General features: G+C 52.5%; 11 protein-coding genes. 6 read left to right on the top strand and 5 right to left on the bottom strand.

Going from position 1 to position 14,874, the window contains the following annotated elements:
* Positions 1-81: 81 nt before the first annotated feature.
* From HMPREF9473_RS23400 to HMPREF9473_RS23390, 3 genes are read right to left on the bottom strand one after another with little or no spacing between them, the layout of a single operon-like run.
* A complete protein-coding gene (locus tag HMPREF9473_RS23400) occupies positions 82-1,488 on the bottom strand; it encodes a HAMP domain-containing sensor histidine kinase (protein WP_006782707.1) in 1,407 nt (468 codons plus the stop codon).
* Complete coding sequence (locus HMPREF9473_RS23395; protein WP_006782706.1) at positions 1,485-2,195, bottom strand: response regulator transcription factor; 711 nt, start codon at positions 2,193-2,195, stop codon at positions 1,485-1,487. Before HMPREF9473_RS23395 ends, HMPREF9473_RS23400 begins: the two co-directional genes overlap by 4 nt.
* A gap of 51 nt (positions 2,196-2,246) precedes the next feature.
* Positions 2,247-4,625, bottom strand: coding sequence for an endonuclease MutS2 (locus HMPREF9473_RS23390; RefSeq protein WP_006782705.1), 2,379 nt, complete (start codon positions 4,623-4,625; stop codon positions 2,247-2,249).
* A 312-nt stretch (positions 4,626-4,937) separates the two neighbouring features.
* Here HMPREF9473_RS23390 and HMPREF9473_RS23385 point away from each other — a divergent pair, with 312 nt between their 5' ends.
* From HMPREF9473_RS23385 to HMPREF9473_RS23365, 5 genes are all read left to right on the top strand, one after another.
* Positions 4,938-6,113: an NAD(P)-dependent malic enzyme gene (locus HMPREF9473_RS23385; protein ID WP_006782704.1), complete on the top strand. Its 1,176-nt coding sequence runs from the start codon at positions 4,938-4,940 to the stop codon at positions 6,111-6,113.
* Positions 6,114-6,157: 44 nt separating this feature from the next.
* Positions 6,158-7,435: a 2-hydroxycarboxylate transporter family protein gene (locus HMPREF9473_RS23380; RefSeq protein ID WP_006782703.1), complete on the top strand. Its 1,278-nt coding sequence runs from the start codon at positions 6,158-6,160 to the stop codon at positions 7,433-7,435.
* A 99-nt stretch (positions 7,436-7,534) separates the two neighbouring features.
* Complete coding sequence (locus tag HMPREF9473_RS23375) at positions 7,535-9,148, top strand: ATP-binding protein (RefSeq protein WP_006782702.1); 1,614 nt, start codon at positions 7,535-7,537, stop codon at positions 9,146-9,148.
* Positions 9,136-9,825 (top strand): response regulator, encoded by a 690-nt coding sequence (locus HMPREF9473_RS23370; protein ID WP_006782701.1) that lies wholly within the window; start codon positions 9,136-9,138, stop codon positions 9,823-9,825. Before HMPREF9473_RS23375 ends, HMPREF9473_RS23370 begins: the two co-directional genes overlap by 13 nt.
* A gap of 129 nt (positions 9,826-9,954) precedes the next feature.
* Complete coding sequence (locus tag HMPREF9473_RS23365; protein WP_006782700.1) at positions 9,955-11,799, top strand: flavocytochrome c; 1,845 nt, start codon at positions 9,955-9,957, stop codon at positions 11,797-11,799.
* A gap of 77 nt (positions 11,800-11,876) precedes the next feature.
* On the opposite strand, the gene HMPREF9473_RS23360 is transcribed toward HMPREF9473_RS23365, so the two are convergent.
* Positions 11,877-12,770, bottom strand: a complete 894-nt coding sequence (locus tag HMPREF9473_RS23360; protein ID WP_006782699.1) for an RsiV family protein — start codon at positions 12,768-12,770, stop codon at positions 11,877-11,879.
* Between the two features lie 34 nt (positions 12,771-12,804).
* On the bottom strand, positions 12,805-13,284 hold the full coding sequence (locus HMPREF9473_RS23355; RefSeq protein ID WP_006782698.1) for a sigma-70 family RNA polymerase sigma factor: 480 nt from the start codon (positions 13,282-13,284) through the stop codon (positions 12,805-12,807).
* A gap of 217 nt (positions 13,285-13,501) precedes the next feature.
* On the opposite strand from HMPREF9473_RS23355, the gene HMPREF9473_RS23350 reads away from it, so the two are divergent.
* Positions 13,502-14,818, top strand: coding sequence for a S1C family serine protease (locus tag HMPREF9473_RS23350; protein WP_006782697.1), 1,317 nt, complete (start codon positions 13,502-13,504; stop codon positions 14,816-14,818).
* Positions 14,819-14,874 lie beyond the last annotated feature (56 nt).

The raw sequence follows: 14,874 nt of genomic DNA, 5'->3' as shown, positions 1-14,874 counted from the left end.
CATAAAAAATAACAGCACCTGTGTTTGGGAGAGTCCGGTTGGGACACCCGAAGCGCAGGTGCTGTTTTTTTATGCTGGTAATTATAAATTAGTGGACCGTGGAAGGGAGAAGATGAATTCCGTGCCGACGCCCTCCGTGCTGATGCAGTCGATGTTCTCGCCGTGGCTCTGGATAATCTCTTTCACGATGGCCAGGCCAAGGCCGGTTCCTTTTTTGTCTTTGCCGCGGGACAAATCGGACTTGTAGAACCGCTCCCAAATCTTTTTCTGATTGGGCTTGGGGATGCCGATTCCCGTGTCTTTCACGGACACGAAGACCTTCTCATTTTTAATGGAGGTCCGGATGTAGATGGTGGAATCGTGGTGGCTGAACTTGATGGCATTGTCAATTAAGTTGTACAGCACCTGCTGAATCTTGCCCATGTCCGCGTACACCATCTGGATGCTGTCGGAAAAGGTCAAATCCAGCATAATATTTTTGTTCTCACAGGTCCCCTCAAAGGAGGCGGCCGTGTCCTTGATAACCCGGTTGATGTCAAAGTTGGTCCGCGACAGATAGCCCTTGCTGTCAAGGGAGTTCAGGGTCAGCATGCCCTGGGTCAGCTTGTTCAGCCGCTCTGTCTCGGTGATAACCCTTGTTAAATATTTCTCATACATTTCCGGCGGTATGGTGCCGTCCAGAATCGCCTCCAAGTATCCTTTGATGGAGGTCAGCGGCGAGCGGAAGTCGTGGGAGACGTTGGCGATGAAGGTGTGCTGATACTCTTCCATCTGGTCCAGCCCGTCCGACATGTAATTCAGGGTGGCGGCCAGATAGCCCATCTCATCGTGGGTGTGCAGCTCCGTCTTGTACTTCAGGTTCCCCTCCGCATACTGGTTGGCGGCGGCCGTGATTTTCTTCAATGGAATATAGACCGTCTGGGTAAACACCAGCAGGATAATCAGGGACAGGGCAAAGATAATCCCCGCGGAAATATACAGGATATTCAGGATGCCGTTCTGGGCAGCCGTAATCTGGCTGAGCGGCAGATGGATAATCACGTACCCGTAGGTATTGTAATTGCCGGTGATAGGCGCGGACACACTGAGCACCTCTCCTGGAAAGCAGTCATAATAACTGCCGACACAATAAGATTTATTGCCGATAGAAGTAGGGTCAAAGCCCTGAATCGTGGTTCCCACCTTATCGGAGTGGTTGCTGTCCACCACAATGGTGCCCTTGCGCTCCACCACCCAGATTTCCGTCTGGGTGAAGGCGGCAACGGCTTCCAGCTGTGGGTAAGCCGATGCCACGTCAATGGATTTGCCCTGATAGACCGTACTGTAATTGGAAGCAATCAGATTGGCCTCGTCATACAGCACTTCCGCCTTTTCTTCCATCAGATGATTGTAGGTCATTTTGGAGGACACGGTGGTGATGGCAATAAACCCCAGCAGGCCAAACACCAGATACCCCAGAATGAACTTGTAGTAAAGTGAATGATTCATCGTTTTACCTCGAATTTATATCCGATTCCCCAAACCGTCGTCAATGCCCAGCTGTCATTGTCCTTAATTTTTTCCCGGAGACGTTTGATATGTACGTCCACGGTGCGGGTGTCACCGATGTATTCGTAGCCCCAGATATGGTCCAGGAGCTGCTCTCTGGTGAAGACCTGGTTGGGGGAGGAGGCGAGGAAATATAACAGCTCCAGCTCCTTCGGTGGCATCTCGATGGAATGGCCCATGTAGATGACGGAATAGTTGGTCAGGTTGACAATCAGATTGGGGTACTCCACGTAATCCCCCTGCTGGTCGGACTTGGGGGCCGCCGGAGCCGGGGCCGTCTGATAGCGTCGCAGTACCGCCTTGACTCTGGCCACCAATTCCTTGGAGTCGAAGGGCTTTATCATATAGTCGTCGGCACCCAGCTCCAGGCCCAGAACCTTGTCAAAGATTTCGCCCTTGGCGGACAGCATGATAACCGGAACCTGGGAGGCGGCCCGCAGCTCCCGGCAGACCTGATAACCGTCGATGCCCGGCAGCATCAAATCCAGCAAAACAATATTTGGTTTAAACTCCGGGAATACCCGGAGCGCTTCTTCCCCGTCATATACGATTAAGGTCTCATAGCACTCCTTGATCAGATAGAGTGAAATCAGCTCCGCAATATTTGCGTCATCGTCTACAATTAATACTTTCTGTTTTTCTGCCATACACGTCCTCCTGCTTGATGAGATGCTGCTCGTTGATAGTTTGCTGCCTGCCTAGTGAAACGTCACGATGGTAACTCCGGTGTCGCCCTCGCCGTATTCTCCAAGGCGGTATTCCTTTACATATTTTAACTGTTTTAACCGTCTGTGGACGGCTGCCTTCAATGCTCCTGTCCCACGGCCGTGAACCACGCGCACCTGGGGTAAATGTGCCAGGTAGGCGTCGTCTAAATATTTATCCAGAATGGACACAGCCTCGTCCGTGGTCATGCCGATCAGATTAATCTCCGGTGACACGCTGAAGGATTTGGACATTTTTATCTTGCCGCTTCCGGTCCGTTTCTTATCCAGATTGGGCCCGCTGACCGTGGCTTCCTCGATCAGCTCCAGGTCTTTTATATTGACCAGGGAGCGGAGGATACCCATCTGCACGTACAAATCGCCCTTGGCGTTTGGCAGGGTGCTGACTGTGCCTTTTAAGTTCATGGAAAGAACCATGACGCTGTCGCCGATGTGCAGGGATTTGGGGGAAACCACTTTTTTCGGGTCCTTCTCTTTCTTGATGGAAAGATTCTGGTCCACTTTTTTCAACTCTTCCCGCAGGCGGGCGCGCTCTTCCTCCAGCTGCTTGGCGACGCCGGAGCTTTCTGCCAGTTTGTTGATATTCTTGATGGTCTTGTCAGCCGTCTCCTTGGCTTCCCGCAGGATGCGCTGTGCTTCCTCACGGGCTTCCCGCATGTACTTCTCTTTCTGCTCGTCCAGACGGCCCTCTTTCTGCTCCAGCCGGGCTTTCAGCTGTGCCACCTGGGCTTTGTAGGCCTGGATTTCCGCCTGTTCCTTTTCGATAGTGACGCGGCTCTCCTCCAGATGAGTCAGCACATCCTCGAAGGCCTCATCGCTGGACTCTAAGTGTGTCCTGGCGTCGTCGATAATGAATTCGGGCAGTCCCAGCTTTCTCGAAATAGCGAACGCGTTGCTCTTGCCGGGAATTCCGATAAGCAGGCGATAGGTCGGCTGAAGGGTCTCCACGCTGAACTCGCAGCAGGCATTTTCCACACCGGGCGTGGTCAGGGCAAAGACCTTTAACTCACTGTAATGGGTGGTAGCCATGGTGCGGCACTTCATGTTGTGCAGGAAGGTGAGGACGGCGATAGCCAGTGCGGCGCCTTCCGTCGGGTCCGTTCCCGCCCCCAGTTCGTCGAATAGGCAGAGGGAATGACTGTCCGCCTGCTCCAGGATGGACACAATGTTGGTCATATGGGCGGAGAAGGTACTGAGACTCTGCTCAATACTCTGCTCGTCACCGATATCCGCAAATACTTCCTCAAACACGGCAAGTTCGGAGCCGTCAAAGGCGGGAATATGAAGACCTGCCTGGCCCATCAGGGTGAAGAGACCTACGGTTTTCAGGGAAACGGTCTTACCACCGGTATTGGGTCCCGTGACGATAAGCAGATCAAATTCTTTTCCCAGATGAATGTTGATGGGAACCACCTTCTGCGGGTCCAGCAGGGGATGGCGGCCATCTTTGATATTGATGTAGCCGTTGGTGTTGAAGGACGGCTCACTGCATTTGTAGTGTCTGGAGAGCGCGGCTCTGGCGAAGATAAAGTCCAGCTGCGCCAGCACGCTCTGGTTGGATGCCAGCTCCTCCATATAGGGAAGCAGCTGGTTGCTCAAATCGGCCAGCACGGCTTCTATCTCTTTCTGCTCCTGTATCTCCAGTTCCCGAAGCTCGTTGTTTAGCTTGATGATGGCCATGGGCTCGATGAATAAGGTGGAGCCGGTGGAGGACTGGTCGTGTACCATACCGGCCACCTGGTTCTTGTATTCGGATTTTACCGGCAGACAGTATCTTCCGTCCCTCATGGTGATAACCGGGTCCTGGAGATAGGTTCTGCTGGAATTTAAAATGGCGTTTAACTGGGTGTGCACCCTGTCATTGATGACCTTCATGGAACGGCGCACGTGGCGGAGTCCGGGACTGGCGTCATCGCTGACTTCCTCCTCGGAAATGATGCAGCGCTTGATTTCCGTATTTACGGGGGTCAGCGGCTCTAAGGAGCGGAAGAGGTCCTCTAAGGAGTCGTTCGGAAGTTCCGATTCCTCGTGGCGTCCGTAGGCTTTGGACCTGGCGGAAATCGTTAAGAGGGAGCTGATGGAGAGGAGTTCGGTGATGCTGAGGGAACTGCCCACTTCCAGGCGCTTCAGGGAGTCACGGATGTCTTTCAGGCCGCCGAAGGAGATACCGCCCTTTTGGCGGACCCGGGTGGCGGCGTCCGTGGTCTCGGTCTGCATCTGACGGATGGTAGTTAGGTCCGTGGATGGGACTAGATTTTGACAGAGTTTCTTGCCGAGCTGGGAAGAGGCGTACTCTGTCAGCTGGGCGATGATTTTATGATATTCTAATGTTTTTAGTGATTTTGCGTTCATAATTTATTCCTGTTCTGAAATTGATGGTTCTGGGTTACAATGGTGTGCTAGTCCGCAGTGGCGCTCTATTTCGCACTGCTCATGCCTACGTGGACAGTATACCATAAATACTAAGCTCATGAAAGACTTCGTTAAGTGCTCATAGTATACCATAAACAAATACGTGATGAAAGCCCATAACAGGCGATTTCCTCTGATATTATTCTGTCAATCTTTTAGAAAGTTACGTAAGTATTAGTATAGATACACAAACTATACGGGGCGTTTCGGGTCTTTTATAATCAAACTATCAAATTTCAGGAGGGGTTACAAATGAATTATAACGAGATGAGTTTAAAACTTCACGAAGCAAATGGTGGGAAAATCGGAGTGGTTTCAAAGGTGCCGGTGAAATGCAGGGAAGATTTGAGCGTGGCCTACACGCCGGGGGTAGCGGAGCCGTGCAGGAAAATCAGCGCAAAGAAGAGTGACGTGTACAAGTATACGGCGAAGAAGAACCTTGTAGCCGTTGTGACCGACGGCACCGCGGTTCTGGGCCTTGGAGACATCGGCCCGGAGGCAGCCATGCCGGTGATGGAGGGAAAAGCCATTCTGTTTAAGGAATTTGCCGGCGTGGACGCATTTCCCATCTGTCTGGACACGAAGGATACGGAGGAGATTATTGAGACGGTGAAACGGATTGCCCCAGGATTTGGCGGGATTAACCTGGAGGATATCTCGGCTCCAAGATGCTTTGAGATTGAGCGGCGGCTGAAGGAGGAGCTGGATATCCCGGTCTTCCATGACGACCAGCACGGAACGGCGATTGTGGTAGCGGCCGGACTGCTTAACTCCCTGCGGCTGGTGGGCAAGAGGATGGAGGACATTAACATCGTCATCAACGGCGCCGGTTCCGCCGGAATCTCCATCTGCCGCCTGCTGTTGGAGTTTGGCGCGGGAAATGTGGTGCTGGTGGACCGGCAGGGTGCGGTATCGAAGGATGAGACCTGGCTGAACAGCGCCCAGAGAGACATGGCGGAGAGAACAAATCGCGAGAATGAACGCGGGCCGCTGGCGGACATAATGAGAGGTAAGGACGTCTTCATCGGCGTATCGGCTCCCAACGTGGTGACGGCGGAGATGGTGGCTTCCATGAACCACGACGCCATCGTGTTCGCAATGGCGAATCCGGTTCCGGAAATTATGCCGGAGGAGGCATTAAAAGGCGGCGCCCGTGTGGTAGCTACGGGCAGAAGCGATTACCCCAACCAGATCAACAACGTGCTGGTATTCCCCGGCATTTTCCGTGGGGCGTTGGACGTGCTGGCAACGGATATCACGGAGGAGATGAAGCTGGCGGCGGCGAGAGCCATTGCCAGTATCGTGAAGGACGAGGAGTTGAAGGAAGACTATATCATTCCGGGAGCATTCAATCCGGAGGTTGCAAAAGTCGTGGCTGAGGAAGTGGGAAGAGTGGCGAAGGAACTGGGAATTACGAAAGAGGTATAGAGGAGAATATTACGTATCACGAAAGAATGTAAAGGGGAAAGAAAATGGGTGAATTAAAAAAGTTTGAGATTATGGGGATTTCCCTGCCGGTGTATCTGCTGATTACGGCGCTGGTATTTGTAACAATGATGCTTGGATGGATGCCAAAGGGCATGATTGGCGCCTTTGCGGTGATGATGGTATTTGGCGGCCTGTTTAACACCATCGGCAACCATACACCAATTGTAAAGACCTACCTGGGCGGCGGCGCCATCGTCTGTATCTTTGCCTCCGCGGCGCTGGTGACCTTCGGCGTGATTCCGGAGGCGGTGATTGAGAGCGTGGACGGATTTATGAACACCACCGGGTTCCTGAATTTTTACATAGCGGCGCTGATAACCGGAAGTATCCTGGGCATGAACCGGAGCCTGCTTTTGCGCGCGGCCGTCAGATTCCTGCCGGTGGCCCTGTGTGCCATGACCTTCGCCATCCTTGCCGTTGGTTTTGTGGGAATGATTATGGGCTACGGATTCGCTGACGCGGTGATGTATGTTGCAATCCCCATGATGGGCGGCGGCATGGGCGCCGGTGTGGTTCCGCTCTCCGGCATGTATGCCGAGGCATTGGGCCAGGAGTCCGCAGTGATTATCTCCCGCATGATTCCGGCATCCACCCTTGGAAATGTATGCGCCATCGTGGGCGCCGGCCTTCTGGCAAAGCTGGGCGAGGTGAAGCCGGGTCTGACCGGCAACGGAAAGCTGATGAGAAAAGACGTGGAGGAGATGACAGACAGTGAAATGCTGCCGACCAGCGTGCAGATGATGGGAATCGGCATGATTCTGGCCCTCTGCTTTTATCTGGTGGGAACCATAATCAACAAGCTGGTGCCCTCAATCCACACCTACGCATGGATGATTATCGCGGTAGCGGCCTCGAAAGCTCTCGGAATTATTCCCTCCAAATTTGAGCAGGCGGCCAAGCAGTGGAGCGGCTTTGTGATGGGAAACTGGACCCAGGCGCTTTTGGTGGGCATCGGCATTTCCATGATTGATTTGAACGCGGTGGCGTCAGCATTTTCCCTGACGTATATGATTCTGGTGCTGGTGGTTGTGGGCGGCGTGGCCCTCGGAGCCGGTGTGGGCGGATATCTGGTTGGGTTTTATCCGGTGGAATCCTCCATCACGGCGGGGCTTTGCACCACCAATATGGGAGGCACCGGGGATATCGCGGTATTGTCGGCGGCCAGGAGAATGGAGCTGCTGCCATTTGCCCAGATAGCGACCAGAATCTGCGGGGCGTTGATACTGATTGTGGCCAGCGTGCTGGTTAAGGTGCTGTTGTAGGTTTGTGCCTATCTTGCTGTCCGTATAGATTCACATTGCCAAGCGGACGGGAAATGTTTAAAATGGTATCATAACAGGAAAAAAGGAGATGAGGATGACATGAAGGAGAAAACCATAGAGCAGAGACTGTATTACTCTTACACACTTGGCTGTATCGCTGTCATTCTCATCTCTCTGAGTGTGACGCTGTATTACAGCATGAACCGGCAGACGAAGGAGTTGGACAGCACCATCACCAGCATGGCGGCGGTGGTTGCGGATATGCCCATGGTGGTGTCGGCGCTGGAAGAGGACAGGGACGTGGAGGAACTGACCTCGTACCTGGATATGGTGCTGGAGGTGACCAGCGGGCTTGACATCATTACCATCTGTGACACGGACAGTATCCGAATTTATCACCCGGAGAAATCCCGCATTGGCAAGACATTTTCCGGAGGGGACGAAGGGGCCATACTTCGGGGAGAGGCGCCGTACATTACCGAGGGGATGGGGACGCTGGGGCATCAGCGCAGGGCCTTCCGGGCGGTGACGGATTCGGAAGGGACCATCATTGGATTTGTGATGGCGTCGGTATTGACGGAGAGTATCCGGCAGATGAGAAACCAGATTCTGCTGATTTACGGCATTTTGGGAGTGCTGCTGCTGGGGTTTGGATTTGTTCTGGCCCGCCACAATATGAATTATTTGAAACGCCTTCTCATGGGCTACCAGCCGGAGGAATTTATCACAAAGTATGTGGAGCGGAGTGAGGTGCTGGATGCGCTGGACGAGGGGATTTTCGCGGTGAATCCGAAAGGGGAAGTGATTCTCATGAACCAGTCCGGGCGGACCATGCTGGGACTGGATGAGGACGCGAAGGTGGAGGGGGAATATCTAAAGGACATCTACCCGAAGACTAGGCTGCTGGAGACCATGAAAAGCGGCCAGCCGGAGTACAATGTGAGCATGGTGCTGAACGGCAACCACATTGTCAGCAACCGGATTCCTATCTGGGAGAATCACCGGATTGCCGGGGCTATCTCCATTTTCCGGGACAGGACGGAAGTGATGAAAATGGCGGAGGAGCTGACCGGGGCCAGGGATATGCTGGATACACTGCGGGCCTTCAACCATGAGTTCATGAATAAGCTCCATGTGATTCTGGGCTATCTCCAGCTGGGGGATACGGACACGGCGATCGAGTACATTTCCAACACCACCCTGGTGTCCAGCCAGGCGGTGAAGGATGTGTCCATGCAGATCCATGTGTCCCACTTGTCTGCGCTGATCATCGGGAAGATGATGAGGGCCAGCGAGCTGGGGATTCATCTGATTTTGAAGAACGGCAGCCAGTGCGCCAAGGAGAACCTCATGTTTCCGGTGGACGTCTATGTGACCATCGTGGGGAATCTGCTGGAAAATGCCATCGAGGAGCTGAATTCCAGGGCTTATCAGGTGAAGGACATGGAGCTGGGGATTTACTGTGAGTACGACTGCACGGTGATTACCTGCGAGGATACCGGAGGCGGCATTCCGGAGGATGTGAGAGAGAATATATTCCAGCGTGGCATATCCACCAAGGGGGAGGGCCGGGGAACGGGACTTCCGCTGGTGAAGGAACTGACCGACAGGTACCACGGGGAGATTACGATTGAGACCGAGCCGGGCGAGGGGACCTGCATCACCGTCAGCTTTATGCGCCCAGAAGAGGAGGACAGTTCATGTACCAGGTAATTATTGTGGAAGACGACCCGATGGTGGCGACGATTAACAGACAGTACGTGAGTATGAATCCGTCCTTCCATGTGTGCGGGAATTTTCGAAATGGGAAAGATGGGCTGGATTTTATCAAAAAAAAGCCGGTGGACCTGGTGATTCTGGATTACTATATGCCGTTGATGAACGGGATGGAGTTCATGGAGCGGCTGAACCAGTTTGAGAGGAAGCCGGACGTGATAATGGTGACGGCGGCCAACGAGACGGAGACGGTGAAGGGGCTGCTTGGCGCCGGGGTCATCGATTACTTGGTGAAGCCCTTTGAGTATGCCAGGTTTGAGCGGGCGCTGGACCAGTTTTCCAAAAAGCAGGAGCTGCTGTCCAATGTGGACGGCAACTTGAGCCAGAAGGATATCGACCGCCTTTTATCCAGCGGCGCCGTGAATGAGGCGGGTCCCACCAGAATGCAGAAGGGGCTTCAGGAGCATACTCTTGAGACCATCCGCCAGTATATGAAGGATAACCGGGGCCAGTCTTTCACCAGCGAGGAGATTGCGGAGCAGGTGCATTTATCCCGGGTGACGATTAGGCGTTATGTAAACTATATGCTGGAAACCCATGAGATTGCCAGCAGTATTGATTACAAAACAGGCGGCCGGCCGTCGATTCAGTACCGGTATGTGGGATTTGAATAAGATACGATTACATTTCCGTGAACAATACTTACAAAAGGGTCAAATTCGGTTTTTTTGATTGACAATAAAATAACGATGTGATAGACTACTGACGCAAATAAAATGAAACGTTATTTGGAGGAGAAGATTATGAGAAAAACTGGAAGAAAACTGGCGGCTTTCACGCTGGCAGCAGCTATGGTTCTGTCCATGGCGGCCTGTGGCAAGAAGGCGGAGGCACCGGTGGACACAACCGCGGCCACAACGGCTGAGGAGACTACCGTGGCAGAGACAGAGGCTCCTGCTTCTGAGAACCAGAAGGCAGACATCGTGGTAATCGGCGCTGGCGGCGCTGGTATGACAGCGGCGATTCAGGCAGTGCAGGACGGCGCCACCAACGTGGTAGTTCTGGAGAAAATGCCAATCACAGGAGGCAACACCACCCGTTCTACCGGTGGTTTAAATGCGGCGGCTACCAAGTATCAGGAAGCTGACGGCATCGAGGATTCCGTAGACTTATTCGTGGAAGATACCATGAAGGGCGGAAAAGACATTAACGATAAAGAACTGGTGACGGTTATGGCTGAGAATTCCGCAGAAGCCGTTGACTGGGTCAATGAAATCGGCGGCGACTTAAGCGTAGTCGGCATGTTCGGCGGCGCAAGCGTAAAGCGTATCCACAGACCGTCCGACACATCCGCAGTGGGACCAATGCTGGTAAAGACCTTAAATGCAAAGATGGCAGAGTTAAACATTCCGGTACTTCTGGAGACAACCGCCCAGAAGATTCTGGTAGATGCCGATGGCAAAGTGAGCGGTGTAACCGCAGTTGATAAAGACGGCAAAGAGATGACCATTGACTGTACCGCAGTGGTACTGGCAACCGGTGGTTTCGGAGCCAACATGGATATGGTAGTGGAGTACAAATCTGATTTGGCCGGATTTGGCACCACCAACCATGCAGGTGCAACCGGCGACGGTATCACCATGGCGGTGGAGGATGGCGCGGCTCTGGTAGATATGGAGCAGATTCAGACCCATCCAACCGTAAACCCTGACACACAGACCATGTACACCGAGGGTGTCCGCGGAAACGGCGCAATCCTGGTGAACAAAGAGGGACTCCGTTTCGTCAATGAGCTGGAGACCCGCGATGTGGTGTCCGCAGCGATTCTGAAGCAGACAGACAAACAGTGCTACATGATATTTGACCAGGCAGTGAGAGACAGCCTTTCCGCCATTGAGTCCTATGTAAAGGCAGGAATTGTGACGGAGGCAGATACGCCGGAGGCTCTCGGCGAGGCGATTGGCGTGGACGGAGATGCGCTGGCTGAGACATTGAAGACTTATGCAGGCTATCAGGCAAGCGGCACAGACGCTGACTTTGGTCGTGAGAGCATGGAAGTTCCGTTAGACCAGCCAAAGTACTATGCCGCATTGTGCGCACCGGCTGTTCACCACACCATGGGCGGTGTGAAGATTAACACCAGCACAGAGGTATTGAAAGAAGATGGAACCGCAATCCCAGGTTTATTCGCAGCAGGCGAGGTAACCGGTGGCGTTCACGGCGCCAACCGTCTGGGCGGTAATGCTGTAACCGACATCGTTGTATTTGGCCGTATCGCAGGTACTGCCGCTGAGAAATATGTGATGGACAACGGCGGAAACACAGAGCCGGAGATAACCGTGGCAGCAGATGACGCGGCTGTGACACCTGAGGTCGAGGGCGGCTACAAGGATGGCGTGTACGAGGGAACCGGAACCGGCAACAACGGCGACATCAAAGTGGAAGTAACCGTCGAGGGCGGCAACATCACCGCAGTTGTTCTGAAAGAGCACGGCGAGACCGAGGGCATCTACGAGGCAGCCGAGAAGGGCGTGACTGCTGAGATTATTAAGAAGCAGACCGCAGAGGTAGATGCAGTTTCCGGCGCTACCAATACAAGTAAGGGTATTATGGATGCAGTTGCGGATGCGCTTAGCACTGCGAAATAAAGATATTTTCACTAAAACAGCCACATCTCTTTGTCGGAGATGTGGCTGTAATTGTGTTTCGGGTCGGTTTATCAGGGTTACCGTCTGATTCCGGCCAGCACGCTGTCCGGAATCGTGAATTCCACAGCGCCCATATATCCCGGCGCCACCTCATACTCGTCGAAGGAGATAACCAGCTGGCCATCCTTGTTAAAGTAAAAGTTCTGGTCGTCCTTGATGGAGTTGAAGTTGGAATCCGGAATCTCCGTATCGTTTAACCAGTAGACGATGGAATCGTCCTTTTGCATCTGCTCTTCCATCTGCATCTTGATATTGGCGTTGATAGCGGCCTTATAATCGGCACCTTCCCGGAAGACATCCTTTAACGTCGCCACCTCTCCGGTCTGCTTGTCAATGTGGTAGTAGCGGTAGGACTGGAACCCGCTGGCCTGGGCTTCCAGGACGGACAATTTTAAGGTAAACCAGGTGTCCGTGTCGGTGACGGTCTCGTAGGTGACATCCAGGGTCTGGTTGGCGTTCTCATTTCCCTCGGTGTCCGCTTTGAACTGGGCCACCAGAGTGTCGATGTACTGCTCCACGTCCTGGTTAATCTTGTCGGCGGCCTGAGAGGATTTCTCCCCCTCGGCTTCCACCTTCGGGATAGCCACGTCGGCGTCCCGGTGCTCCTCCTTCACTTGGTAATCACGAATTGTTACAACCTTAACAATCGGCCCGATAAGAGGGATATTGCTCATGGCCATGGCGGCGCTCTGGCTGACATTTGGTGTGATGACTAACAGGGCCAGTGCGGCCGCGGCGGTCAGACCTGCCTGTTTAAAATGTTTTATCTGAATCATATGCTGTTTTTCCTTTCTCGCTTTTTCGATGGCTTTTATCATCTGCTCTCTGCCTTGGTCGGGAGTATTTACGTTTAAATATTCTTCCTTTAAATTCTGAAGTTCCTGATAATTGTTCTGCTCTTCGCGCTTCATATTCGAATCCTCCTAATTTCTGGTGGTGTGCTTATTATTCCAGTGAAAACCGCAGGCGTTTCAGGGAGCGGTACAGGCGGCTTTTGATGGAATTTAAATTCTCATCCAGAATATCCGCAATCTGTTCCAGCTTCATGTCCTCATAGAAGCGGAGCTTGATAATCGTACCATCCGGCTCCCCCAGCTGTTCAATGGCCCGTTTCAAGTCAATGTCCTCATACTGGTCCGCGGTGGAGGGCTGAAATTCCTCATTCAGTTCCTCAAAAGGATGTTTTTGTTTTCGGATAAAGGACAACGCCTCATTGACCATAATCCGGTATATCCAGGTGCCCACATAGTCCGGGTTTTCCAAAAGCCCGCTTTTTAAAATAGCCTTGTAGGCGCCCTCCTGCACAATGTCCATGGCGTCGGCTTCATTGTGGACGTAGCTGTAAGCCAGCCGGTAATATTTCTGATAATTATCTGTCAGATTCTTCTGTATTAAATCATCCATGGCGTTTTTCGTCTGTCTCATAATTCTCCTCCAAATCAGAGTAAGCAATCCATTGGTTCCGGAACCTTGCTGCTTATACCTGTTAGACGCGTGGGGATGTGAAAAAGTTTCAACTGATTCTAAAATCTTTTTAAATACATACTACCATTTTAATAAAAATTTTCCAAACTATACTTTTTCTTGCATAAATCCTGGAACCACATTATAATAGGAATTAGGTCTTTTGAGGAGGAAACATATGCCGGAAGTAAATGGTCCTGACAAAGAATCCAGAGAAAAACGACAGTTTATGCGCGAGCAGATTGTCAAACCACCGTTGACCAGAAAGCAGATTGCGAAACGCGTTCTGGCCTGTTTTTCGGTTGCGGTTTTGTGCGGTGGTGCGGCTGGATTGACCTTTGGCGTTGTGAGACCTCTGGCGGAGCGCTACCTGGTACCGGAAGAGACCCAGGAGAGCGACCCGATAACGATTCCAAAAGATGACCCGCCTGAGACATCTCCGGTTATCGTGGAGACGACCACACAGGAGCCGAAGGAGACGGAGCCGATTGAGGAGATTCTTCAGTCAGCTATCGAGCGGTATGAATATACGTCCGACGATTTGGTCAGTATGTACAGCACGCTGCGTTCGGTGAGCCTGGAGGCGGACAAGGGGATTGTGGTAGTCCATTCCGTGAAGCGGGAGGTGGACTGGTTCGACAACCCGGTGGAGACGACAGGTCTCTACGCAGGCGCCATCATTGCATCCACATCCAGGGAACTGCTGATATTGACACCGGACAATGCGGTGGAAAATGCGGATTCCATCAAAGTGACTTTTGGTGACGGCGTGGAAGTGAACGGAACCATCAAGCAGGCGGACCAGGTGTCCGGGATGGCAATCGTCAGTGTGGATGTCACGCAGCTGGAGGAGAGCACACTTGAGAGTGTGACAGCGCTGAAGCTGGGGAATTCCTATGCGGTGAAGCAGGGAGATATCATAGTTGCGCTGGGAAGTCCGGCTGGAATGGCACATTCCGTGAACTATGGATTTGTGTCCTATGTGCTTAGAAATGTTCAGGTAGCTGATGGTGTCACCAGACTGCTGTACGCGGATGTGAAGGGCAATGCCAACAAGGGCACCTTCCTGGTCAATGCCTCCGGCGAGATGATTGGCTGGGTCACGGACCAGTACAAGAATGAAGGCAGTGAGGATATGACGGTCATCATGCCCATATCTGATTATAAGAGTATTCTGGAGAAGATGAGCAATGGAATTCCGGTGCCTTATCTGGGAATCAAGGGACAGGAAGTCACCGTGGCCATGACGGACAACGGTCTGCCCTTCGGCGTGTATGTGACGGACTCCATCGCCAACGGCCCGGCGTACAACGCGGGAATCCAGAACGGAGACATTATCACAAAGGTTGGAGAAAAAGAGATTGCCACCATCAAGGATTATCAGAATGCGGTGGAGAATTTAAGACAGGGCGAGGTCGTCAATGTCATCATTCAGAGAAATGGAATAGAAGAATACAAAGAGTTGGAATATCAGGTAACCGTCGGAGCCAGGTAGTATTTGCCTGGCTTCGGTTTTTGAAAGTATCATAGTTGAAAGTATCATAGATAGAA

The sequence above is a fragment of the Hungatella hathewayi WAL-18680 genome (assembly GCF_000235505.1).
Classification (GTDB): Bacteria; Bacillota; Clostridia; order Lachnospirales; family Lachnospiraceae; genus Hungatella_A; species Hungatella_A hathewayi_A.
This window is presented reverse-complemented; position numbering and strand designations above follow the sequence as displayed.